We start from the raw sequence: 24597 nt of genomic DNA on the forward strand, positions 1-24597 counted from the left end.
TCCCGTCAGCGGCGCAGGGCGCGGAAGAAGTCCCGGGTGTCGGCGACGAGGAGATCGGGCGCCTCCAGCGCCGCGAAGTGCCCGCCCCGGGTGAACTCCGACCAGTGCACGACGCGGTGCCGGCGCTCCAGCACGCTCCGCACGGCCGGGTCGCTGGGGAACACGGCGACACCGGTGGGCACCGGGGACGGCGGGGCGGGCCGGTCGGCGATCCGCTCCTCGTAGTAGATGTGCGCGGAGGACGCCCCGGTGCCCGTCAGCCAGTACAGCGTGGCGTTGGTCAGCAGCAGATCGCGGTCGACGGCGTCCTCGGGGAGCTTGTGGGCGGGGTCGGTCCACTCCTTGAACTTCTCCACGATCCAGGCGAGTTGCCCGGCCGGCGAGTCGTTCAGGGCGTAGGCCAGTGTCTGCGGCCGGGTGCTCTGCAGGTCCGAGTAGCCCCGGCCCTCGCGCCGGATGCCGTCGGCGGCCGCGAGCCGCGCCCGCTCGTCCTCGCCGAGCGCCGCCAGCTCGGCGGGGCCGAGGGAGGGGAAGTCCAGTCCGCCGTGGATGTGGACGCCCACGACCCGTTCGGGGGCGTGCCGGCCCAGCTCGGGCGAGATGACCGAGCCGGCGTCCCCGCCCTCGGCGCCGTAGCGGCGGTAGCCCAGGCGGTCCATCAGCTCCGCCCAGGCGCGTGCCGTCCGGCCGTAGTCCCAGCCGGGTTCCGCCAGCGGCACGGAGAAGCCGAAGCCGGGCAGGGACGGGGCGACGACGTGGAAGGCGTCGGCCGGATCGGCCCCGTGGGCGCGCGGATCCGTCAGCGGGCCGATGATCTCCAGGAACTCCACCACCGAGCCCGGCCAGCCGTGCGTGAGGACCAGCGGAAGGGCGCCCGGCTCCGGCGACCTGACGTGCAGGAAGTGGATGCGCTGCCCGTCGATGTCCGTGACGTACTGCGGGAACGCGTTGAGCCTGGCTTCCCACCTCCGCCAGTCGTAGCCGCCGGACCAGTAGCCCACCAGGTCCCTCAGGTAGTCCACCGGCACGCCCCGGCTCCAGCCCGTCCCGGGGGTCGTCGTCGGCCAGCGCGTGCCCCGGAGGCGGTCGCGCAGGTCCGCCAGCGCGTGCGCCGGTACGTCGATGCGGAAGTCACTGAGGCTCGTCACGGTCCGCACCTCCTTTCCGGGTCTCTGGTGCCCCCGCGCGGCGGAAGTCATCACCCGCCCCCGTGTGTCTCACCCGCCCGGAGTGTCCGAATCCGCTCTTGTGCCGGGTTCGCGGCGCTCCCTAGGTTGGATTTTGTGTCGCAGATGAACAAACCATCGGTCGCACCCTTTCCCCCCACCGCGCCAACCCCCGAGCGGCAGTTCCTGCGCTTGCGGATCACGCTCACCCTGTTCTTCGCGCTCGGCGGCTTCCTCTACGCGGGCTGGGCCATCCGCATCCCCGCGATCAAGGAGCAGACGCACGCGTCACCCGCGTCCCTCGGCCTCGCCCTGTTCTGCATGACGGCGGCGGCCGTGGTGTCGATGCTGGTCACCGGCAGACTGTGCCGCCGCTTCGGCAGCCGCCGCATGACCGTCGCGACGGCCGCCCTGCTGTCCGCCACCGTCTTCCTGTCCCCCCTCACCCATTCCGCGCCCACCCTGGGGCTGGTCCTGATCCTCTTCGGCGCCGCCTACGGAGGCATCGACGTCGCCGGCAACAGCGTCGCCGTGGAACTCATCCAGGCGACGGACCGGCCCCTCATGCCGGGCTTCCACGCGGCCAACAGCCTGGGCAGCCTGGCCGGAGCCGGACTCGGCGGGCTGCTGGCCACCACCCTCACCCCCACCCGCCATCTGCTCCTGCTGGTGCCGATCGGGCTGCTGGCCACCGCGCTGGGCGGCCGTGTCCTGCTGTCGACCCCCACCCCGTCACGCCGGGCGGGCGGCGCGGCGGCGGCGACGGATCGGCGGGACCGGCCGGACACCGCCGGCCGGCGTTCCGCGCGGGTGCGCCCGGACGTCCTCGTCTTCGGCGTCCTCGGCCTGTGCGCCGCCTACAGCCAGGGGGCCCTCGACACCTGGGTGCCGCTGCACATCAGCGACGACCTCGACGGCGGGCCCGGTGTGGCGGCGGCCGGGTACGCGACGGTGACCCTGATGCTCGCCCTGGGACGGCTGCTGGGCACCCGGCTGCTGGAGAGCCTCGGACAGACCGGGGTCGTCACGGCCGGCGGGCTGGTGGCGGGGGCGGCCATGGTCGTGGTCGCCCTGTCGACGCAGCCGTGGCTGGTCTTCGCGGGTCTCGCCGTCACCGGGCTGGGCCTCGCCAACATCTTTCCGGTGGCCATGGCCCGGGCGGGCGCGGCGGGCGGTCCGGACGGTGTCGCGCTCGCCTCGACGCTGGGCTACAGCGGAATTCTGGTCGCGCCGCCGTCGATCGGATTTCTCGCCCAGGGACTGGGGCTGCCCGTCGCACTCAATGCCATTGCCGTGATGATCGTCGCCTCGGGCGCTATCGCCTACGCGGCACGCAACAGGGGCGTGCCCGCCGCGCGTCGAACGGCACGCACACCCCTGGAGGAAAATCACCCCGCGTAAAAACCGTAAAAACGAAGCCAAGCGCGCGGAAGGAAATCCTTCCCGGTTTCCCGCTTTCCGCGACATCACACCGGATATTTCGCGGCATCACACCGGACCCGGCGGGGCGCCGCCGGGAATTGCCCGGTGTTCCGTGCCGCGTGCGTTTTACGCGAAGGCGTCGCCGACCATGCCCGCGGTCAGAGTGGCGCCGTCGGCGGGATCGATCAGCAGAAACGATCCGGTGCGGCGGGAGAAGGCGTAGGCGTCCAACGGCAGGGGCTCGGCGGTACGCAGCCGCACCCGGCCTATGTCGTTGACCGCCAGCCGGTCGGGCCGGGCCGTGGGGGAGAGGTCGTCCAGGGACAGCCGGGAGGGGATGTCCTCGACGATCGCCTTCACGGTACGGGTGGTGTGCTTGAGGAGCACCCGCCGGCCGGCCCGCAGCGGGCTGTCGTGCAGATGGCAGACGGTGGCGGTGACCTCCCGGCACAGCCGCGGAACGGCGTCGGCCGGTGCGATCAGGTCGCCGCGCGAGACGTCGAGGTCGTCGGCGAGCCGGAGCGTGACCGACTGCGGTGCCCACGCGGTGCTCACCGGCCGCCCCAGCAGATCGATCGCGACGACACGGGAGGTACGGCCCGAGGGCAGCACCGTCACCGGCTGGCCCACCCGGAACGCCCCGGCGGCGATCTGGCCGGCGTAGCCGCGGTAGCCGGGCTGCTCGGGCAGGCGCGGGCGGATGACGTACTGCACGGGGAACCGGGCCGCGCCCCCGGCCGGGTCGTCGCCGAGCGGGACGGTCTCCAGGCGCTCCAGCACGGTGGGGCCGTCGTACCAGTCCATGTGCGCGCTCGGCTCGACCACGTTGTCCCCGGCCAGCGCGGAGACGGGGACGGCGGTCACCTCCGGCACCCCCAGCGAGGCCGCGTACGCGCCGAACTCCCCGGCGATCCGGGCGAACACCGCGCGGTCGTAGCCGGCCAGGTCCATCTTGTTCACCGCCAGCATCACGTGCGGGACCCGGAGCAGGGCGGCGATGGCGGCGTGCCGGCGGGTCTGCTCGACCACGCCGTTGCGGGCGTCGACCAGGATGACGGCCAGGTCGGCGGTGGAGGTCCCGGTGACCATGTTGCGGGTGTACTGCACGTGGCCGGGGGTGTCGGCGAGGATGAAGCGGCGCCGGGGCGTGGCGAAGTAGCGGTAGGCGACGTCGATGGTGATGCCCTGTTCCCGCTCGGCGCGCAGCCCGTCGGTCAGCAGCGCCAGGTCGGGACCCTCGGCGCCCTGGGTGCGCGAGGCGTGTTCCAGGGCCTCCAACTGGTCGGCCAGCACCGACTTGGAATCGTGCAGCAGCCGGCCGACCAGGGTGGACTTGCCGTCGTCGACGCTCCCGGCGGTGGCGAAGCGCAGCAGCGCGGCGGCCGGCAGCGGGCCCGGTACCGGACCGTCGGCGGCGGAGGTGGTGGCAGCGGTGGTCATCGGATCAGAAGTACCCTTCGCGTTTACGGTCCTCCATGGCGGCCTCCGACAGCTTGTCGTCGGCCCTGGTCGCGCCCCGCTCGGTCAGCCGGGAGGCCGCGATCTCCGCGATGACCTGCTCGGCCGTGACGGCGTCGGAGTCCACCGCGCCGGTGCAGGACATGTCGCCGACGGTGCGGTAGCGCACCCGGCGCACCTCGCGCCGCTCGCCGTCCTTCGGCCCGCCCCAGGCCCCCGGGGCCAGCCACATGCCGTGGCGGAGGAACACCTCGCGCCGGTGGGCGTAGTAGACGGCCGGCAGCTCGATGCCCTCCCGGGCGATGTACTGCCACACGTCCAGCTCGGTCCAGTTCGACAGCGGGAAGACGCGCACGTGCTCACCGGGGGAGTGCCGGCCGTTGTACAGCTGCCACAGCTCCGGCCGCTGCCGGCGCGGGTCCCAGCCGCCGAACTCGTCCCGCACCGAGAACACCCGTTCCTTGGCCCGGGACTTCTCCTCGTCACGGCGCCCGCCGCCGAAGACCGCGTCGAACCGGTGGGCGGCGATGGCGTGCAGCAGCGGCACGGTCTGCAGCGGGTTGCGGGTGCCGTCCGGACGTTCCCGCAGCTCGCCGCGGTCGATGAAGTCCTGTACGGAGGCCACGTGCAGCAGCAGCCCGTGCCGGGCCACCACCCGGTCCCGGTGGGCGAGCACCTCGGGGAAGTTGTGGCCCGTGTCCACGTGCAGCAGCGCGAAGGGCACCGGCGCCGGGGCGAACGCCTTCAGCGCCAGGTGCAGCATGACGATGGAGTCCTTGCCGCCGGAGAACAGGATCACCGGGTTCTCGAACTCGCCCGCCACCTCCCTCAGGACGTGCACCGCCTCCGACTCCAGCGCCGCCAGGTGGGGCAGGGCGTACCCGTCCCGTCCGGCGTTCCCCGTCTTCTCGGTGAGCAGCCGTGTTCCGCGGTCGTCGGTCATGCGAGGTCCCGTTCGGAGAGAAGGGTCAGCAACGAGCCGACGCTCTCGTCGACACCGCGGCCGTGCGCCTCGATGCGCAGGTCCGGGGCGACGGGCGGCTCGTACGGGTCGTCGACGCCGGTCAGGCCGGTCAGCTCGCCGGCGGCCTGCCGGGCGTAGAGGCCTTTCACATCGCGCTGCGCGCACACCTCCACCGGTGTGGCCACGTGGACCTCGACGTACGCGGTGCCGCTCGCCTCATGACGCCGGCGCACCGCCTCGCGGCCCTCGGCGTACGGCGCGATCACCGGCACCAGGACGAGCACGCCGTTGCGGGCCAGCACCTCGGCGACCAGGCCGACGCGCCGCACGTTGGTGTCGCGGTCCTCCTTGGAGAAGCCCAGGCCCGCCGAGAGGAAGCGGCGGATCTCGTCGCCGTCGAGCACCTCCACCCGCCGGCCCCGGGACTTCAGGCGCCCGGCCGCGGCTCTGGCGATCGTGGTCTTGCCGGCACTGGGCAGACCCGTGAGCCAGACGGTGGCCCCCGGGTGACAGGTGCAGAAAGAGAAGGAGTTCACAGCCGCTCCTGAACTGAGCAGGGTGGGGCTTCGTGCCCGGGCGGCCGACGGCCTGCCGGGGACACGCGTCCTGCGCAGACTAGGCACGCGGAAGGGGGGCGAGGAACCGCGGGAGAGCGGTTTCGGACAGATAACGGCTCCGCCGCGGACGGCGCGGGACGATCTTTCCGCGGTAACGGGCAGAGCGGATTTCCTCGTTGAACGGATAAATAACCGCGCTGTTTTCCAAGATCGATCACCCGGTTGCGGTCCGGACAGCTTGGCGGAATCGTCGTCCTGTCAAAGACCTTGTGTTGCAGGGGTTTGACCCCGGGTTAGCCTGAGAACACGTCCAAGGGGATCAGAACGCGCCCCGGTAAATCGTCGTGTGCCGTGACCCGTCGTCCCGGTTTTCGGGATATCCGGTGAAGGCGGAGGCGTCCGTCGCACCTTCGGCACCCATGACAGACCGTCTCCAGCGTTGTCGTCTTTTTTTCATTGATCCGCCGTGCACCCCCCCGCGAGTCGAGGAACGAAGGTCATGAGTGGGATTGCTGCGTCACTGTTACCGAGCCCGGCACACCGGTGGGACCGGGCGGCGGCCCAAAGCCTGACGGACAGAGACGAGGTGCTGTACCGGGCCCACCTCGTCGGTGCCGACCCCGCGCTGACGAAGGAGGGCGGCGGCAACTTCTCGGCGAAGGGCACCGCACCCGACCACCTCGGCAGGCCGACCGAGGTGCTGTGGATGAGCGCCTGGGGCTGCGACGGCGCCACCACGACCGCCGACGACTTCCCGGCGCTGCGCCTGGCCGACCTGCGGGCCCTGCGCGACTGCGGCCCCCTGGAAGAGAGCGAGATGATCGACCGCGTCCTGGCCTGCGGTCTGCGCGGCGAACAGCCCCGCCCCGGCATAGAAACCCTCACCCACGCCTTCATCCGGGCCCGGCACGTCGACCACTGCCACCCCGACGCCGTCATCGCGCTCACCTCCGTCCCCGACGGACGCCGGCTGGCCGAGGAGGAGTTCGGCGACGAGGCGATCTGGTTCGACTACCGGCAGTTCGACATCGGCGTCGCCCGCGAACTCGCCGACCGCATCGACGCGCGGCCGGGCTGCCGGTTCGTCCTCCTGGCCAACCACGGCCTGTTCACCTGGGGCGACACCAGCGAGGAGTGCTACCTCAACTCGCTGGAGGCCGTCTCCCGCGCCACCAGCGCCCTGGACCGGGCGATCCACCGGACACCCGACCTGGGCGGCACCGTCGTCGAGGCGCCGCCGCGGGAGACGGCGACCGAGCTGCTCGCCGCGATCCTCCCGGCACTGCGCGGCGCACTGTCCGCGGGAACGCCCGGCCTCGTGCTGCACGCCGACCGCACCCCCGAAGCGGTGGCCTTCAGCTCCTCGGCGCGCGGCCCCGCCCTCAGCCAGGCCGGCCCCGCCTGCCCCGACCACCTGGTGACCGTGGGGTACCGGCCGCTGGTGCCCGGCCCGCTCCTTGCGCCCGGGCACACGACAGGGCCCCTCACCCCCGACGCCGTGGACGAGGCCGTCCGCGCCGTGCTGGAGGGCGTCGCACACCACCGCAAGTGGTACGACGGCTATTACGAACACCACATCACCGAGGCCGGCCGGGCACTCGGCCGGCGCAGCGACGCCCCCCGGGCGATCGTGCTGCCCGGCATCGGCGTGGTGACCAGCGGCAGCGACGCGGCGAAGGCCAGGCTGTGCGCGGACCACTTCGGGCAGACCATGACGGTGGTGCGCGCGGCCGACGCGGCGGGCGGCTACAGCTCGCTGAGCGAGGCCCAGGGAGCGGCCGACGAGTACTGGCCCCTGATGCGCTTCAAGCCCCAGCTCCGCTCGTCCGACGGACCGCTGGCCGGCCGCGTCGTCCTGCTGACCGGCGTGGACGACGACCGTACCGCCGCCCTCGCCGCCCTGCTGGCGGCCGAGGACGCGCACGTCGCGCTCGCGGGCGGCGACCCGGCCCGGGTCGCCGAGGTCGCCGGCCGGATCGTGGAACACCACGGCGAGCGCCGCGCGGTGGCACTGACCCCCACCGGCGCGGACCCCGGGGAGACCGTCCGCCGGGCGGTGCTGGCCTACGGCGGCTTCGACGTGCTCGTCGACGCGACCCGCTCCGGGCACACCGCCCCCGAAGCCCTGCCCGTGCTCGCCCGCCAGGGACTGGGCGGCACCGTCCTGCTGGCGGGACCGGGCCGGACCGCCGGGGACCTGCGGTCGCAGCTCACCGGCCTGGCACCGGAATGCCGGCGCCACGGCGTGTCCGTCCACGCCATGACGGAAGCCCCCGAGGACGCCCTCCTGGCGGCCACCCTCTTCTTCACCGGACCCGCGGCCGGCGCCTGGCGCGGCACCGTCCTGGAACCGGCCGCCCCGGAGAGGGAGACGGAGGCATCATGACCCGCCCCGGAACCACGGTACGGCCGGCCTCCCTGGCCGGGCTGCTGCCGCCCGGCCGGCACCTGCTGGCCTCCTGCTTCGACGCCCACCACACCATCGGCGGCGGACTGTTCGCCGTGGACCACACCGTCACGGAGATCGACCGGGTCTCCGGCACGGGCCTCGACCTGGCCGACGGGCTGCTCTACCGGTGCCTGTGGAGCGCCGAGGGCAGCCCGGCCGAACTGGTGGTGTACGACACGACCGGCGTCCTGCGCTACCACCGGCTGGACGACGTCTCCACCCCGCACGACATCCTGGTCTCGGACGGACGGGTCCTGGTCGCGGCCACCACGCAGAACGAGGTGCGGTGCGTGGCACCCGACGGCGCGACCCTGTGGCGCTGGCGGGCGCCCGGCGAGACCGACAGCTGGCACCTCAACAGCCTGGCCCGCTACGGCGAACGGGTCGCGGTGTGCGGGTTCGGCCCGTTCCTGCGGCGCCGGGGCTGGGACGAGAACGGCAAGCCCGCCAGCGGCCGGGTGGTCGCCCTGGACACCGGGGAACCACTGCTGGAGGGACTGCGCGCCCCCCACAACCCCTGGTACGCCGACGGCACCTGGCTCGTCTGTGACTCGGCCTCCGGTGAGCTGCTGGAGATCGCCGACGCCACCCGGAAGGCGACCCGCCGGCTCGCACTGCCCGGCTGGCCCCGCGGACTGGCCGTCACCGACCGCCATGTCTTCGTCGGGCTCAGCCCGCACCGGCACGCCGCGACCTCGGTGGAGACGGCGGCGGTCGCCGCGGTCGACCGGGCCGACTGGAGCCTGGCCGCGCTGGTCGACCTGCCCGCGCGCGAGGTGTACGCCCTGAGCCTGGCGCCGACGGCCCTGGTGTCCGGCGCCCGGCGCGGGTTCGGCGCGAACCGCACCAGGACCCACGAGCAGGGACAGCGCGGCCTGTTCGAGCGGCTCGGCCGGCGCCCCGCGCGGCTGTGGGCCATCGGCGACCCGCTGCCCGAGTCCGGCCGCCGCGCCACCGTCCGCCCGGCCGCGCCGCCCACCGGGGAGACACGGGCCGAACCCGGCGCCCTGCTGACCCTGGAGTGCCTGGTCCGCAACGAGGGCACGGAACTGCTGACCCCGGCACCGCCCCAGCCGGTGCGCGTGGTGCACCGCTGGTACGACTCCGAGGGCGCGGTGGTGACCACGGGCGGGAAACCCATCAGGGCCGAACTGCCCCGCTCCCTGCCGCCGGACGACACCGCCCGGGTGCTGGTACGGGCCCGGGTGCCCGCCGACCCCGGCCACTACGTGCTGCGCCTCACCCTGGCTCAGGACGGCCATCCGCCGTTCGACGAGACCGACGCCTCCGGCGCGCTGGACCTGCCGGTCCGGGTGACGGCCGCGGACACCGGGCCCACGGCGCTCGCCCCGTTCGCGGTCGACGCCGCGCGGGTGTGGGCCGCCCGCGCGGCGGGACCCTTCGTGACGGACATGGTGCGGACGCTGCTCACCCGCCCGCCGGGCACCCCGGACGGCCTGGCCGCCGGGCTGGTCGCGGACCTGGGCCGGCCGGCGTTCGCCGCGGCCGTCGCCGACGTCCTGGAGTGCTCACCGGACGCCCTGGAACACCCCCTCGGCACCGTCCTGCCCGACCCGGACGACGTGCTGCTCACGGGCGCCGAGGCGGTGGCCCTGAGCCTGCGGCGGGCGGGCGTCATGGCCGTCTTCGGCGCGGACGCCGACGGATCGCCGCTGCGCGACGCGTTCGCCTCGCTCGGCCGGTTCGTCGCGGCCGACGAGGGCCGGGACTGCCTGCTGCGGGCGGCGGGGGCCGGCCTGTCCTGCCCCGGCCGGGGAGCCGCCCTCCTGCGCTCGCCCCGGGGCCTGACGGACGGGCTCGGCGCGCTGGAGGACCTGCGCCGGGACGGCACCGGGGTGTTCGTCCTGGCCGAACTGCCGCAAGCGTCCGGCGCGGACGGGGAACTGGTCCGCCTGGCCGGGAGGCTGAGCGGCGCCCGGCACGCGTGCGGACCGGTGCCCGAGGACCCCGGGGAACGGGGCGCCGCCGTGGACGGCTTCGTCACGGCACTGCGGGAGACGGTCCGGGACGTGCTGGACCCCCCGCACGGACCCGTCCTGCTCACCCTGCCGCCCCAGGCACTGCGCACGGCATGGGTGCCGCTGTCCGCACTGCGCGCGGCGCTCACCGCCGTACCGGCGCCGGGTGTTCCGGGGCCGCTGCGGTCACTGGAGGGCGCGCTGCTGACGGCCGACCGGCTGGTGGTGCTCGCCGACGACCGCACGGTGGCGGTGGCGGGAGCCGGTGCCGCGCTGGACGCCTTCGCCCACCGCACCGGCGCCACGGTCCTGCGCGTCGGACCGCCGTGGGGCCCGGCGAAGGCGGAACCGGACGCCCCGGCACGCCTCGACCCCGCGTCCCCCGCCCACCGGGAGGCGCTGGAGGCGGCGGACCTGGTCCTCGCTCTCGGGGACGGCGGCGCCCACACGGGCACCGCCGGGGAACCCGGGCGGGGCCGCCGGATGCTGCTGACCCTCGACCCCGCCACGGCCCGCGCGCACGCCCGCACCGGAACGTGGGAGGCGATCGCGGTCACCGACCCGGCCGCGGCCCTGGACACCCTGGCCCGCGGCCACACGATCCCTGTGCCACGGCCCGCCGTCGGGCCGGCCGCGGAGGGGGACGCCGACGCCGAAGGAGGCACCGGATCCCGGACCGGCGCGGCGGTGGCGGGAGCGGGCACCGGCGCCGGACTCCGGGACGCCGCCCGGGGCGCCGCGGCCGAAGGGGAGGACGGGCCCCACCCCGGCGGGACGCCGGCCGCAGCGGACGCCGCGGCCGAAGGCGACACCGGGACACGGCCCGTGGCTCCGGCCGCCGTGGGGAAGGCGGCCGGAGAAGACGCCGGGCTCCGGGGCGCCGCCCCCGCTCCGCCGGCCGCCGGAACACCCGCTCCGGCGACGCCCGCCGCCGCGATCGCCGACGCCGTGGCACGGGTCGGGGCGGAGGTCGTCGTGCTCGACGGCGAGGGGCTGCTCGGAGCGCGTACCGCGGGCGGTGTCGCGCGGGCCGTCGGGCTGGCGCTGGCCGAGCCGTCGGCCCGGGTGCTGTGCTGCCTCAGCCCCGGGACGTTCACCGGGGGCCTGCGGCACGTGGCCGCGGCCGTCCGGGAGTCGGCCCCGGTGACGTTCCTGGTGTGCGCCGCCCCGGAGACCCGCACCGGCGCACCGGACGGCCGCGGCTGCGTCCAGGCCGCCGCCGCACTGGGCGTGCACACCCGGCGGACCGGACCGGACGGCCGTACCCGCGGCGAAGCGGACACGGCCGAACGGGAGGAACTGCGCCGGACACTGGCGGCGGCGATCACCCGGCCGGGACCGGCACTGGTGGAATGCGTCGTGCCGGAGCCGCGGCGCCCCGCCGGACAGCCGCCGGCCCCCCGGACCGGCGAGGAGAACGGGCAGGTCCCCGGGCCCGCCCCCGTGACGTTGGGAGCCCCCCATGCGTGAAGTGCCGATCGGACCGACGACCCTCACCCCCTATCTGCACGCGCTCGGCCCGGACCGCGCGGAACACCTGCGCACGGCCGCCGAACGGACGAGGAAACTGCTCGACGGCCGTACGGTCTGGAACGTGAACTCCACCGGGGCGGGCGGCGGGGTCGCCGAGCTGCTGCACTCCCTGGTCCCGCTGTGCCGGGAGCTGGGCCTCGACACGCGCTGGCTGGTGATCGACGGGGACATGGCCTTCTGGGACATCACCAAGCGCCTGTCCACCCGGCTCTACGGCGCCCGGGGCGACGACGGGGCGCTGGGCCCGGCGGAGTCGGACCACTACCGGCGGGTCAACGCCGAGAACGCGGCCCGCCTCACCGCGCTCGTGCGCCCCGGCGACATCGTGATCGTCCACGATTCACAGCCCGCCGGGGTCGTCCCCGCCCTCAAGGAGCGCGGCGCGACGGTGGTGTGGCGCAGCCACGTCGGCACCGACACCCCGAACGGGCACACCCGCGAGGGACAGGCCTTCCTCCGCCCCTTCGTGGAACAGGCGGACGCCGCCGTCTTCCTCACCGAGCGGTACGTCACCGACTGGGCCCCCTCGCCCCGGGTCATCCCCCCGTCCATCGACCCGTGCGGCCCCAAGAACATGCCGCTCGACGCCGTGACCACCCTCTCGCTGCTGTCCGCCGCGGGCATCCTCGCCCCCGGCACGGACACCGCCACGGCCGCCGACGGCGCGCTGCCGCTGACCGTGCCGGCGCCCGTGGGACCGCCGGTCACCGTCAGCCGGCCCGCGGTGGTGCTGCGGCACGGGCCGCCCCCACCCGCCTCGGTGCCCATGGTCGTCCAGGTCTCCCGCTGGGACCGGCTCAAGGACATGACCGGGGTGCTCAGGGCGTTCGTCGAGGCGGACCGCCCGGACGCGTATCTGTCGCTGGTCGGCGCCGACGTCACGGGCGTCTGCGACGACCCGGAGGCCACGCAGATGTTCGACTCCTGTCGCCGCGCGTGGGAGGCGCTGCCCGCGCGGTGGCGCGGCCGTGTCCAGCTGGTCTGCCTGCCCATGGCCGACCTGCGGGAGAACGCGCTGCTGGTCAACGCCGTCCAGCAGCACGCGAGCGTGGTGGTCCAGAAGAGCCTGGCCGAGGGGTTCGGGCTCACCGCGACCGAGGCCATGTGGAAGTCCCGCCCGCTCGTCGCCAGCGCCGTCGCGGGACTGCGGGAACAGGTGACCGACGGCGAGCACGGCCTGCTGCTGCCCGACCCCACCGACATCGGCGCCGCCGCCAAGGCGATCCGGCGACTGCTCGGCGACCCCGGTCTGGCCGCACGCCTGGGCACCGCCGCACGCCGCCGGGTCGACGCCCGCTTCCTGCCCGACCGGCACCTGCTGGACTGGGCCCGCCTGTTCGAGGACATCGTGCTCACCGGGGAGGCGTGATGCGCACGCTGGGACACAACGGACCGGCCACCTCCGACATCGGACTGGGCTGTATGGGCATGTCCCAGTTCTACGGCCCCTGGGACGACGGCGAATCCGTCCGCACGATCCACCGCGCCATCGACCTGGGCGTCACCCTGCTCGACACCGCCGACATGTACGGCCCGTACACCAACGAGGAACTCATCGGCCGGGCCGTACGGGACCGCCGCGACCGCGTCCTGATCGCCACGAAGTTCGGCAACGTCAAGGGCCCCGACGGCCGGGTGATCGGCGTTGACGGCCGCCCGGAGTACGTGCGTTCCTCGTGCGAGGGATCGCTGCGCCGGCTCGGCACCGACGTCATCGACATCTACTGCCAGCACCGGGTCGACCGCGGCGTCCCCATCGAGGAGACCTGGGGCGCCATGGCGGAGCTGGTCCGCGAGGGCAAGGTGCGCCACCTGGCCGTGTCGGAGGCGTCGCCGCAGACCGTGCGCCGGGCCCACGCGGTGCATCCGGTGTGTGCCGTGCAGACCGAGTACTCGCTGGTCAGCCGGGACCCCGAGCGGGAACTGCTGGGCGTGCTGCGCTCGCTGGGCATCGGCTTCATCGCCTACGCGCCGCTCGGCAGGGGGCTGCTGACAGGACGCTTCGGCTCCGTCGACGCCCTCGGGGAGGACGACTTCCGCCGCGGGCTGCCCCGGTTCCAGTCCGGCAACCTGACGCACAACGCGCAACTGGTGCGACGCGTCGAGGAGTTGGCACGCTCCCGGAACGTGAGCGCCACCCAGCTCGCACTGGCGTGGGTGCTCGCCCGGGGAGACGACATCGTGCCCATCCCCGGCACCAAGAACCGCGCCCGGCTGGAGGAGAACGTCTCCGCCGCCGCGCTGAAGCTGACCGGGGACGAACTCGCGCTGCTCGACCGTATCGCTCCCCCCGGGAGCGCGGCCGGCGACCGCTACCCGGACATGTCCGGCGTGGACGTCTAGGCCCGGGGAGGCGGAGATGACACACGACGAGTGGTGGCGCGACGCGGTCCTCTACCAGATCTACCCCCGCAGCTTCGCCGACTCCGACGGCGACGGCATCGGCGACCTGCCCGGCATCACCAAACACCTCGACCACCTCAACGACGGCACACCCGGCTCCCTGGGCGTCGACGCCGTCTGGCTGTCCCCCTTCTACCCCTCACCCCAGGCGGACTTCGGCTACGACATCAGCGACCACCAGGCCGTCGACCCGGTCTTCGGCACCCTGGCCGACTTCGACGAACTGGTGGAACAGGCCCACGCCCGGGGCATCCGGGTGATTGTCGACCTGGTGATGAACCACACCGCCGTCACCCACCCCTGGTTCACCGAGTCCCGCTCCGACCGCGCCAGTGCCAAGCGGGACTGGTACATCTGGGCCGACCCCGCACCGGACGGCGGGCCGCCCAACAACTGGCTCAGCGCCTTCGAGCGGTGCGGCCCGGCCTGGACCCTGGACCGGGCCACCGGCCAGTACTACCTGCACAGCTTCACCCCGGGCCAGCCCGACCTGAACTGGCGCAACCCCCGGGTACGGGACGCCATGCGCGCCGTGTGGCGCTTCTGGCTGGACCGCGGCGTCGACGGCTTCCGCATCGACGTGGCCCACCGGCTGATGAAGGACCCGGAGCTGCGCGACAACCCGCCCGAGGTCGCGCACGCCCGCCGCCACGTCTCCCACCCCTCGGTGCGCCAGCGCAACCTGGACCTGCCCGAGGTCCACGACATCCTGCGCGACCTGCGCCGCACCCTCGGCGAGTACGGCGACCGGTTCGCGCTCGGCGAGGTGCCGATCAGCGACGACGCGCGGCTGGTGGAGTACTTCGGCGGGGACGGCATGCAGACCGCGTTCCACATGGCGTACTGGGAACAGCCGTGGCGGGGCGAGGCGTTCCGCCGTACGGTCGACGGGCTCGCCGCCCGCATGAGGCCCGACGCGCTGCCGACCTACGCCCTGGCCACCCACGACATCTCCCGCACGGTGACCCGCTACGGCAGCCCGGAACGGGCCCGGGTCGCGGCGATGATGACGCTCACCCTGCGCGGAGTGCCCTGCGTCTACTACGGCGAGGAGGTCGGGATGCGCGACGCCCCGCCCCCTGCCGGCCACGAACTGGACGTCGACGGCCGCGACGGCACCCGGGTGCCGATGCACTGGGACGCCGACGGCACCGGCTTCACCACCGGCGAGCCCTGGCTGCCGCCCGGCCCCGACCTCGCGGAGGTGAACGTGGCCCGGCAGGCGCGCTCACCCGAGTCGCTGCTGCACCTGTACCGGCGGCTGGTGTGGTACCGGCGCGGCTCGCGGGCCCTGCGGCGCGGCACGTACCGGTCGCTGGACGCGCCCGGGGACACGTTCGTCTATCTGCGCTCCGCGCCCGGTGAACGCCTGCTGGTCGCCCTGAACTTCGCCGGCCGGCCCCTCACGGTGGCGCCCGGCGGACTGCCGCCGTCGGGCCGGGTCGAACTGTCCACCCGGCCCGAGCGGGAGACCGGGCGGCAGGTGTCCCTGCGCCCGCTGACACTCGCCCCGGACGAGGGCGTGATCGTACGGCTGGGGGACTCGTGACACTCTCCCGCGAAGTGTCCCGGCGCACCAACTGGGCCGGAAACGTCACCTTCGGCGCGGACACCGTGCACACCCCGTCCTCGCTGGACGAGCTGCGCTCCCTGGTGGCCCGCAGCCGCCGGATCCGGGCGCTCGGCACCGCGCACTCGTTCAACGACCTGGCGGACTCGCCGGGCGACCTGGTCACCCTGGACGCCCTGCCGCAGGCCGTGGAGATCGACCCGGACACCGCCACGGCCAGGGTCCCGGCCGGCGTGCGCTACGCCGAACTCACCCGCCACCTGCACGGCAGGGGATACGCCCTGCGCAACCTCGGATCGCTCCCGCACATCTCCGTCGTCGGCGCCTGCGCCACCGGCACCCACGGCTCGGGAGTGGCCAACGGATGCCTGTCGACCGAGGTCTCCGGCATGGAACTGGTCACCGCCGACGGAGACCTGGTGACGCTGCGCCGCGGCGCGGACGACCACTTCGACGGGGCCGTGGTCCACCTCGGCGCGCTGGGCGTCGTCACCGCCGTGACCCTGGACCTGGTACCGGCGTACGACATGCTCCAGCACGTCTACGAAGAGCTCGAACTGGCCGCGCTGGACGACCACTTCGAGGAACTGGTCGCCTGCGCCTACAGCGTGTGCCTGTTCACCGACTGGCGCGGACCCCGGCTGACCCAGGTGTGGATCAACCGGCGCGCCACCGACCCCGAGCCGGCCGTCCCGTCCGCCCCCTGGTTCACCGCGCGGCCGGCCGACGGCCCCCGGCACCCGGTGTCCGGCCTGTCCCCGGACTGCTGCACCGAACAGCTCGGGCGGGCCGGGAGCTGGCACGAGCGGCTGCCGCACTTCAGGCCCGACCAGACCCCCAGCGTCGGCGAGGAACTCCAGTCCGAGTACATGGTGGACCGCGCCGACGCGGTCGCCGCGCTGCGTGCGCTGGACGAGGTGCGCGAGCGCATCAGCCCCGAGTTGCTGATCTGCGAGGTGCGCACCGTCGCCGGCGACGGGCTGTGGCTGAGCCCGTGCCACGGACGCGACAGCGTCAGCATCCACTTCACCTGGACCGCCCGCACCCGGCCCGTGCTTCAGGCGGTGTCCCTCGTCGAACGGCAGCTGGCCCCCTACGCCGCCCGCCCGCACTGGGCCAAGATCTTCACCATGCCGCCGCAGGCCGTGCGGTCCCGCTACCCGCGGCTGCCCGACTTCCGTGCCCTGACCCGCCACTACGACCCGTCGGGAAAGTTCCGCAACGCCTTCCTGGACCGCGTCCTGGACGGCCCCTGACGGCGATCCCTCCCTGCTCACCCCCCCGCCCGCACACCGCGACCCACACCACCGGAGAATCGATGTCCGCCACAGATCACGACGCCTTCCGCGAGCCGGCCCGCTTCGACCACCAGGACCCACGGCGCACCGCGGCCCAGATCGCGCGGCGGGCCGGGGACGACCTGCCGCGCCTGGTGGGCCACCTCCTGGCCGGGGGCCGCCAGGCCGCCGTCGACGAGCTGTCCCGGGCCCTGGGGACAGGGCCCGCCCACGCCGAGGAGCTGTTACGCGCCCTCACGCACTCGTGTCCCCCGCTGACCGGCGCCGAGGCCGTCGCCGCGGTGCTGGCCGCCGCCGGCACCCGGACCGTGTTCGGCTATCCCGGCACCAGCGAACTCGCCGTGTGCGACGCGATCGACCGCACGGCGGGGATCGAGATGGTCAACGGGCGCGGTGACAAGGAGTCGGCGTTCATGGCCGCCGGCGCCGGCATGCTCCGTCCCGGACTGGCCGCCGCCGTCCTGCACGGCGCCCGCGGCCTGACCAACGCCGCCGGAGCCGTCGCCGACGCCCGCCGCAACGAACTGGGCACCGTCTACCTGGTGGGCCTGCCCAGCACCGGCTCCGCGGCCTTCCTGCCCCCGCACGGAGAGGACAACCTGCTGCCCGCCGTCGGCGAGTTCACCGACTGGTGGTGGCAGGCCCCGGCCGTGCCGGAGGAGCCCTCCGCCGCCGGCGCCGCCGCGACCGCCTTCGTGGCCAGGCTGCGCGAGGCCTGCCGCAGGGTGCAGCAGCCACCGCACCGGCCCGTGCTGTTCGGCATCCCCCAGGACGTCGCCGAGCAGCGCTGGATACCGGTGTCGGCGCTGGCCGACCCGCCCACCGCGCCCGCCCGTGCCCTGCCCGACCCCGACCAGGTCAAGGCCGTGGTCGGCGCCCTGGCCGCGGCGGACCGGCCGGTACTCCTCGTCGACGACTACGCCCTGCGCTTCGAGGGCGTCCGCGAGGGCCTCGACCAGGTCGGGCGCGCACTCGGGGCACCGGTGCTCCAGGTCCGCTACCGGCGCGGCCCGATGCTCTTCGAGCGGCTGCGCACCGAGGAGGTGTCCGGCTTCGCGGGCTGGCTCAACCCCTACAGCGACGCCCACAACGAACTGCTGGACCGCTGCGACCTGCTGGTGACGGTGGAGGACCGCAACATCTACCCCCGCGTGGTCGGACCGCTGCCCGACTGCCCCAAGATCGCCCTGAACACCGACCCCGCCAAGGTCCTGAAGAACGGCTACCTCGCCCCCGGCGACCTCCTGGTGCGGGCCGAGCCGGGCGCCACCCTGCTGCGGATGGCCGAACTGCTGGAGCGGGGCGGGGTGCGCCGCGCTCCCTGGTACGGCCCCGAGGTCGCCGAGACCGCCCGGTTCACCCCGGAGCCCGCAGAGGACCACGTCGAACGCGCCCGGCAGGACATCACCGCGGCGATCGCCGGGCTGCTGGCCGGCTGGCGCAAGCCGGTCCTCGTGGACGACAGCCAGATGTTCGGCGGGCTGCTGTCCGAGGGGTACGACCGCTTCCCCCGGGGCCTGCGCGTCTTCGGCGGCCACGGCGGCTTCGTCGGCGGCGGCATCCCGCTGGCGACGGGCCTGGCCGTGGCCGATCCGACGGCCGACGTGCTGTGCACCCTGGGGGACCAGGCGTTCACCAACTCCTTCCAGGGTCTGGTCGCGGCCGTCCAGCAGCGGGCCCGGATCACCTACCTGGTGTGCAACAACGGTCGGTCCGTGTCGCTGACCAAGCAGGCCGCCGCGTCCGGACCGGACTGGTTCGGCTCGGGCCGCAGGCCGTTCCTGCACAACGTGGACGACTTCGACTACTGTCGTCTCGCCCGGTCCATGGGGCTGCCCGCGACGGCGGTGGAGGTGCCGGTCGGGGCCCCGCAGCCCGAGGTGTCCGCGGCGGTCGCCCGGCTGTCGGAGGAACTGGAGCGGGTCGCCGCGGCCGACGGCCCGTCCCTGCTGGAGCTGCGGCTGCCGTCGGAGCCCGCCGCGTGGCGGGGCATCTGGGTGACCCAGGGATTCGAGACGCAGAGGAAGGTGACCGTATGAGGGTCCTGCTGGTCGACAGCGCGGACGTCACGGACGTCGCCCGCGCGTTGGACATCGGCCTCGTCCACGGCGCGACGACCAACCCGAAACTGATGCGCGCCGTCACCGACAAACCACTGGAACAGCTCGCGGACCTGCTCGGACTGGGGCTCACGGAGGCCTACTACCAGCCCACCGGGGCCTACGGACCGGACCTGGAGGCGGAGGCCGCACGCGCCCACGGCATCGACCCGGACCGCGTGGTGATCAAGGCGATGGCGACCCCCGAGGGCACCGCCCTGGCCGCGGCCCTGGTACGGCGCGGCATCCCCGTCGCCCTCACCGCGGCGCAGTCGGCCGCCGTCATGGTGACGGCCCTCGCGCTGGACTGCCGCGCGGTGATCCCCTACCACGACCGGGGGCTGCGGGACCCGGAGGTGTCCGACTCCCTGGTCGCCGACCTGGTGGCGGTCCGCGCGCGGCGCCCCGGCCCGGCGGTGGTGGCGGCCTCCGTCAAGAGCCCGCAGCAGGCCGTGGAAGTGCTGCGGCAGGGCGCGGACGCGGTCACCGCGCCCCTGCCGGTGCTGCTCGCCCTCACCGGCCACCCCTCCTCCCTCGCCGCCGAGACGGAGTTCCGCGCCCAGTACGGAAGCGCCTCGTGAGCGCGCCCGAGCACACCCGGGCACGGCGCACCCGCCTCCTGTCGCCGCCGGCGCTCGCCCGCGACTACGCGGCGGTGCTGCTGGACCTCGACGGCACCCTCGTCGACTCCGGGGACTCCATCCAGCGGGCGTGGCAGGCCTGGTGCGTGGCCTACGACGTCGACCCCGCCGAACTCGACGGGCTGCTGCACGGGCGCACGGCCACCGACCTCATCGGACTGGTACGGCCCGCGTGGTCGCCGGAGCGGATCAGCGAGTCGGCCCGTCACCAACTGCACGTCCAGGAGACCGATCCCCGGCCCGGCACGGCGATTCCCGGCGCGGCGGAGCTGCTCGCCGCGCTGCGGGACGCGGGCCCGTGGGCGGTGGTGACCGCCTGCACCCCGCTGCTCGCCCGCCACCGCCTGACCAGTTCGGGCCTGCCCCTGCCACCGTCACTGGTGTCCGCGCACGACACCACCCGCGGCAAGCCCGACCCGGAACCGTACCTGGTGGCGGCCGAACGGCTGGGCGTCGATCCGGCCGACTGCCTGGTGGTGGAGGACGCGCCGGCGGGCGTACGCTCCGCCCGCGCCGCGGGCTGCACGGTGGCCGCGGTCACCTCCACCCACCCGGCCCGCGAGCTGCACGAGGCCGACACCGTCATCGACGACCTGAGACACCTGGTCCTGGCCTCCTCGGTGCCGGCCGACACCTGACCCCGCGCCCGCCCGGCCCTCTTCACGCACGCCTGCCTGGAACCCCCGACCGCGGATGTACGACACTTCGGGAGGCGGCTCACCGCTGCCGAAGTCGCGTGCACGAGAACGGGGGGATTCATGACCGGCCTCGGACCCGTCGCCTGGCCGCCCGGCCCGATCAGGACGGAAAGGCTGCTGCTGCGTGAGCCCGAGGCCCGGGACCGGGCGGCGGTCATCGAGCTGTTCGCCTCACCGGAGGTGGGCACCTACCTCGGTGGCCCGCAACCGCGCGAGGCGATCGAGCGGGCGATGCCCGGGGCACCCGGCAGGCGTCCCGGCCGTTTCGTGGCCGAGCGCGACGGAGCGATGATCGGCCAGATCACGCTCACCAAGGGCACGGGACACCTTCCGGCCGCCGGGAAGGCCGAGCTCGGCTACCTGTTCCTGCCGCACGCGTGGGGACACGGGTACGCCGCCGAGGCGTGCGCGGCGGTACTCGACTGGTTCGCCGGCGCGCTTCCCGGCGAACCCGTGGTACTCACCACCCAGACCGCCAACGTCCGCTCGATGCGCCTCGCGGCGAGGCTGGGGTTCACCGAGGTGGAACGCTTCGAGGCCTACGGCGCGGAGCAGTGGTTGGGGGAGTGGTCCCCACGGCCCCCGGCCACGCCGTCCGGCTGAGCGCCGGCCCGAGCGGTCGGCACGTCGGACGGCGCAGCCACCCGGCCGCCGGCGCGGGCCACGAGCAGCGGCTGGAAGAAACCCGTCTCCTGGGGCATCCGCCAACCGATGTCGACGAAGCCGGCCTCGGCCGCGAGGTCGGTGAGCCGGTCCCGGCCGAGCGCCCAGTAGGTGGTGCGGCGGGTTTGGACGCGCCACTCTCCGGCCGCCGGGAGAAGCTGGAAGTGCTCCAGATCGTAGTGCTCGCCGTCGTCGTGCCAGTGCCACAGCTGGAAGGTGACGGACCGTTCTCCGATGCCCGCGCCGTCGGCGGTCGGGTGGACCTGGGGAGGCGTCGAGGAGGGGCGGTCGCGCAGCAGGTCGTCGTAGGGGCGGGTGCTGACCAGCAGGAGACCGGCGGGACGCGACACGCGGCGCATCTCGGCCAGGGCGGCCCGCACGTCGCGCTCGGTCAGCAGGTGCGGCAGCGAGTTGTCGGCGCAGACGACGGTGTCGAACCGGCCGTCCGCGAACGGCAGACGCCGCATATCGGCGGCGGCCGTGCGCAGGCTCAGGTTCCTCCGGCCGGCCTCACGGGCGGCGCGGGCGGCGGCGCGAGGGCTGAGATCGGTCCCGGTGACGTGGTGCCCGCGCCGCGCCAAGCCGATGGCCTGGGTGCCGATGCCACAGGAGCAGTCGAGCACCGTCGCACCCTCCCGGCCGATGAGGGCGTCCAGCGCGTCCCCCTGCCGGCGGATGCTCGCGTCCCAGTCCGCGTAGATCAGGTGGTAATCGTCGGCCAGTTCGTCGTAGAAGCGTGTCACTGACATCCGGGCCATGGCCACGAGATTACCGGGCCCTGTCTCCGGCGGCGGTGGGCGGAGCCGGCCCCTACCGGGCCGCGAGGGCGATGCACTGTCGGAACGCATCCAGTGCGCTGCCGGGACACACCGGCGGTTTCCCGCGACCTAGCCTGGCGGCGCAGCAGTCGGGTCCCGCTGGAGCCGGACAGGGGTCTGGGCATCGCCCGGAGAACGTACCGGGAACGCGCACCGTTCAGCCGGGCTCGGCGACCGCGCACGAACGTACGGGGTTTTCCCGCCCGTTGCCGCAGGCCCAGACCGGAAGCCGACGGCCGCTGCCGCCGACTCCGTTCATCCCGCAGGAGGTTGTCCCAAGGTGTCCACGATGCCCGTCGGTGGGCTGGTCGCCCACGCCACCGACAACGCCGCCGACCTGGTCGTCCGCAACGCGAAGATCCACACCGGAGACCCGTCCCGTCCGCAGGCCGGGGCGATCGCCATCCGCGACGGTGTCATCGCGGTCGTCGGCGACGACAACGACGTGGCCCCCCGCGTCGGCCCGGACACCAGGGTGGTCGACGCCCTGGGCCGCCGCGTCGTCCCCGGACTCAACGACGCGCACCTGCACGTCATCCGGGGCGGACTGAACTACGTACTGGAGCTGCGCTGGGACGGCGTCCCCACTCTGCGCCAGGGCCTGGAGATGCTGCGCGAGCAGGCGGCGCGCACCCCCAAGGGCCAGTGGGTGCGGGTCGTGGGCGGATGGTCGGCCGAGCAGTTCGCCGAACGCCGGCTGCCGACCGTCGCCGAACTGAACGGCGCCGCACCGGACACCCCGGTGTTCGTCCTGCACCTCTACCAGGCGGCCGTGCTCAACCGGTCCGCCGTCAAGGCCGCCGGATTCACCCGGGACACTCCCGATCCCAAGGGCGGCCAGATCGTACGGGGCCGGGACGGCGAGCCCACCGGCATGCTGCTGGCCGCTCCCGGCGCCCTCGTCCTCTACTCCACCCTGGCCAAGGCCCCGGTGCTGGAAGGGGAGGACAGGAAGACCTCCACCCGTCACTTCCTGCGGGAACTGAACAGGTTCGGCCTCACCTCGGCGATCGACGCGGCCGGCGGCTTCCAGAACTTCCCCGACAACTACGGCACCGTCATGGAACTGGCGAAGGCCGGACAGCTGTCGCTGCGCATCGCCTACCACCTGTTCCCGCAGACCGCCGGACAGGAGATCGACGATCTCGCGCGCTGGATCGGCATGGTCCGCCCCGAGGACGGGGACGAATGGCTGCGCCTCAACGGTGCCGGCGAGAACCTGACCTGGGCGGCGGCGGACTTCGAGAACTTCGCCCAGCCCCGGCCGGAACTCGGCCCGTACGAGGTGGAGTTCGAGAAGGCCGTACGCCTGCTCATGGAGAACGGCTGGGGATTCCGGCTGCACGCCACCTACGACGAGACCATCCGGCGGGACCTGGCGGTGTTCGAGAAGCTCGCCGCGGAAGGACTGTTCCCGGCCGGCAACCGCTGGCTGTTCGACCACGCCGAGACCGTCTCCGCGGACAGCCTGGACCGCATCGCCGCCCTCGGCGGCGCGCTGTCCGTGCAGAACCGGCTGTCCTTCCAGGGCGAGGCGTTCGTACGCCGCTACGGCCCCGGCGCCGCCGCGGACGCCCCGCCGATCCGGGCCATGCTGGACCGCGGCCTGACCGTCGGCGCCGGCACCGACGCCACCCGGGTCTCCACCTACAACCCGTGGATCGCCCTGCACTGGCTGGTCACCGGCCGCACCGTGGGCGACCTGGTGGTCCGCCCGCCGCACAACCGGGTCGACCGGCAGACCGCGCTGGCCATGTTCACCCGGGCCGGCGCCACACTGACCGGGGAGGAGGACGTCAAGGGCGTGCTGCGCCCGGGCTTCCTCGGGGACCTGGCCGTCCTGTCCGAGGACTACTTCACCGTGCCCGAGCCCGACATCGCCCACATCGAGTCCCTGCTGACGGTCGTCGGCGGCAGGATCGTCTACGCGACCGGCGAGTACGAGGGCCTCGACGAGGAACTGCCGCCGGTCAGCCCCGCGTGGAGCCCGGTGGCGCACTTCGGGGGCTACCAGGCAACACCCCGCGCGGGCCTGACGGGCGCCCGCCAGGCCGAACTCCTCGGCCAGGCCGTCGCCGAGTCCGAGCAGCACCACCGGTGGCGCGCCCGTCGCGGCCTGGCCCCGCACACATCGGGCACGTTCACCGACCCCTGCTTCCTCTGACCGCGCGGCAGACGCCCCTGCGGGCCACCGCGTGACGCGTGCCCGTGCGGATCGGCCCGGCCGCCCGCCAGTGCGGCCGGGCCCTCTCGCCGGCACCGGCAGGCCACGAGGGTTAGTCTCCTGTCCTCACAGTCGGCGAAGAGGGGGTCCCGAGGCATGAGCGGGCTCGTGACAGCGGTCAGCAGCAACGGGGAGTACTCGTTCACCAAGCCGAACCGGGACAGCATCACGCTGCTCGCCGGGCTCGGTGTGGAGGGGGACGTGCACGCCGGCGTGACGGTCAAGCACCGCTCGCGTGTCGCACAGGACCCCACCCAGCCCAATCTCCGCCAGGTCCACCTCATCCACGAAGAACTCTTCGCCGAGGTCGGCGAGCGAGGCTTCACGGTGGCACCCGGCCAACTCGGCGAGAACATCACCACGCGCGGCATCGACCTGCTCGGCCTGCCGACCGGCACACTGCTGCGCATCGGCGACACCGCGGTCCTCGAAGTCACCGGCCTCCGCAACCCCTGCCGGCAGATCGACGCCTTCCAGGACGGACTGCTGAAGCAGGTCGTCGGCCGCGACGAGGCGGGGAACATCGTGCGCAAGGCCGGAATCATGAGCATCGTGCGGGAAGGCGGCGTGGTGCGCCCCGGCGACACGGTCGAACCGGAACTCCCCCGGGGCCCGCACCGCCGCTTGGCCCGCGTCTGACGCCCTCTCGGGCCGT

The 24597-nt window shown here is 74.0% G+C and carries 18 protein-coding genes; 13 read left to right on the forward strand and 5 right to left on the reverse strand.

The annotated features are described in order from the left end of the window. Positions 1–5: 5 nt before the first annotated feature. Positions 6–1157, reverse strand: a complete 1152-nt coding sequence (locus tag ACZ4W9_RS32005) for an epoxide hydrolase family protein (RefSeq protein ID WP_467941612.1) — start codon at positions 1155–1157, stop codon at positions 6–8. A 135-nt stretch (positions 1158–1292) separates the two neighbouring features. Here ACZ4W9_RS32005 and ACZ4W9_RS32010 point away from each other — a divergent pair, with 135 nt between their 5' ends. Next, positions 1293–2567, forward strand: coding sequence for an MFS transporter (locus ACZ4W9_RS32010; RefSeq protein ID WP_467941614.1), 1275 nt, complete (start codon positions 1293–1295; stop codon positions 2565–2567). A gap of 147 nt (positions 2568–2714) precedes the next feature. On the opposite strand, the gene ACZ4W9_RS32015 is transcribed toward ACZ4W9_RS32010, so the two are convergent. From ACZ4W9_RS32015 to cysC, 3 genes are read right to left on the reverse strand one after another with little or no spacing between them, the layout of a single operon-like run. Continuing rightward, positions 2715–4028, reverse strand: coding sequence for a sulfate adenylyltransferase subunit 1 (locus tag ACZ4W9_RS32015; RefSeq protein WP_467941616.1), 1314 nt, complete (start codon positions 4026–4028; stop codon positions 2715–2717). 4 nt (positions 4029–4032) lie between these two features. After that, positions 4033–4989: a sulfate adenylyltransferase subunit CysD gene (cysD, locus tag ACZ4W9_RS32020; protein WP_467941618.1), complete on the reverse strand. Its 957-nt coding sequence runs from the start codon at positions 4987–4989 to the stop codon at positions 4033–4035. Next, the gene (cysC, locus tag ACZ4W9_RS32025; RefSeq protein ID WP_467941620.1) at positions 4986–5546 is read right to left on the reverse strand and encodes an adenylyl-sulfate kinase; all 561 of its coding nucleotides are present in this window, start codon (positions 5544–5546) and stop codon (positions 4986–4988) included. Before cysC ends, cysD begins: the two co-directional genes overlap by 4 nt. 520 nt (positions 5547–6066) lie before the next feature. On the opposite strand from cysC, the gene ACZ4W9_RS32030 reads away from it, so the two are divergent. From ACZ4W9_RS32030 to ACZ4W9_RS32075, 10 genes are all read left to right on the forward strand, one after another. Continuing rightward, entirely contained in the window at positions 6067–7953 is a 1887-nt protein-coding gene (locus ACZ4W9_RS32030; protein WP_467941622.1) for a class II aldolase/adducin family protein, read from the forward strand. Next, positions 7950–11465, forward strand: a complete 3516-nt coding sequence (locus ACZ4W9_RS32035; RefSeq protein ID WP_467941625.1) for a DUF4915 domain-containing protein — start codon at positions 7950–7952, stop codon at positions 11463–11465. The genes ACZ4W9_RS32030 and ACZ4W9_RS32035 overlap by 4 nt, the downstream gene beginning before the upstream one ends. Next, complete coding sequence (locus tag ACZ4W9_RS32040; protein ID WP_467941627.1) at positions 11458–12897, forward strand: glycosyltransferase; 1440 nt, start codon at positions 11458–11460, stop codon at positions 12895–12897. Before ACZ4W9_RS32035 ends, ACZ4W9_RS32040 begins: the two co-directional genes overlap by 8 nt. Continuing rightward, positions 12897–13871 (forward strand): aldo/keto reductase, encoded by a 975-nt coding sequence (locus tag ACZ4W9_RS32045; protein WP_467941629.1) that lies wholly within the window; start codon positions 12897–12899, stop codon positions 13869–13871. Before ACZ4W9_RS32040 ends, ACZ4W9_RS32045 begins: the two co-directional genes overlap by 1 nt. Before the next feature lie 16 nt (positions 13872–13887). After that, on the forward strand, positions 13888–15480 hold the full coding sequence (locus ACZ4W9_RS32050; RefSeq protein WP_467941631.1) for an alpha-amylase family glycosyl hydrolase: 1593 nt from the start codon (positions 13888–13890) through the stop codon (positions 15478–15480). After that, positions 15477–16757 (forward strand): D-arabinono-1,4-lactone oxidase, encoded by a 1281-nt coding sequence (locus ACZ4W9_RS32055; RefSeq protein ID WP_467941633.1) that lies wholly within the window; start codon positions 15477–15479, stop codon positions 16755–16757. Before ACZ4W9_RS32050 ends, ACZ4W9_RS32055 begins: the two co-directional genes overlap by 4 nt. A gap of 62 nt (positions 16758–16819) precedes the next feature. Further along, the gene (locus ACZ4W9_RS32060; RefSeq protein WP_467941635.1) at positions 16820–18838 is read left to right on the forward strand and encodes a thiamine pyrophosphate-binding protein; all 2019 of its coding nucleotides are present in this window, start codon (positions 16820–16822) and stop codon (positions 18836–18838) included. Beyond that, positions 18835–19479: a transaldolase family protein gene (locus ACZ4W9_RS32065; RefSeq protein ID WP_467941637.1), complete on the forward strand. Its 645-nt coding sequence runs from the start codon at positions 18835–18837 to the stop codon at positions 19477–19479. Before ACZ4W9_RS32060 ends, ACZ4W9_RS32065 begins: the two co-directional genes overlap by 4 nt. Then, positions 19476–20177, forward strand: a complete 702-nt coding sequence (locus ACZ4W9_RS32070; RefSeq protein WP_467941639.1) for an HAD family hydrolase — start codon at positions 19476–19478, stop codon at positions 20175–20177. Before ACZ4W9_RS32065 ends, ACZ4W9_RS32070 begins: the two co-directional genes overlap by 4 nt. A 120-nt stretch (positions 20178–20297) precedes the next feature. Beyond that, positions 20298–20840 (forward strand): GNAT family N-acetyltransferase, encoded by a 543-nt coding sequence (locus ACZ4W9_RS32075; RefSeq protein ID WP_467941641.1) that lies wholly within the window; start codon positions 20298–20300, stop codon positions 20838–20840. Here the strand turns inward: ACZ4W9_RS32075 and ACZ4W9_RS32080 are convergent. Then, positions 20777–21658, reverse strand: a complete 882-nt coding sequence (locus tag ACZ4W9_RS32080; RefSeq protein WP_467941643.1) for a class I SAM-dependent methyltransferase — start codon at positions 21656–21658, stop codon at positions 20777–20779. The two genes, ACZ4W9_RS32075 and ACZ4W9_RS32080, sit on opposite strands and share 64 nt — an antisense overlap. 349 nt (positions 21659–22007) lie before the next feature. On the opposite strand from ACZ4W9_RS32080, the gene ACZ4W9_RS32085 reads away from it, so the two are divergent. Together ACZ4W9_RS32085 and ACZ4W9_RS32090 are read left to right on the forward strand one after the other, a co-directional pair. Continuing rightward, positions 22008–23882 carry an amidohydrolase gene (locus ACZ4W9_RS32085; RefSeq protein WP_467941645.1) on the forward strand — a complete coding sequence of 625 codons (1875 nt, stop codon included), beginning with the start codon at positions 22008–22010 and terminating at the stop codon, positions 23880–23882. A gap of 156 nt (positions 23883–24038) precedes the next feature. Further along, positions 24039–24581: an MOSC domain-containing protein gene (locus ACZ4W9_RS32090; protein WP_467941647.1), complete on the forward strand. Its 543-nt coding sequence runs from the start codon at positions 24039–24041 to the stop codon at positions 24579–24581. Positions 24582–24597 lie beyond the last annotated feature (16 nt).

It is taken from the genome of Streptomyces sp. NPDC029296 (genome assembly GCF_055569255.1).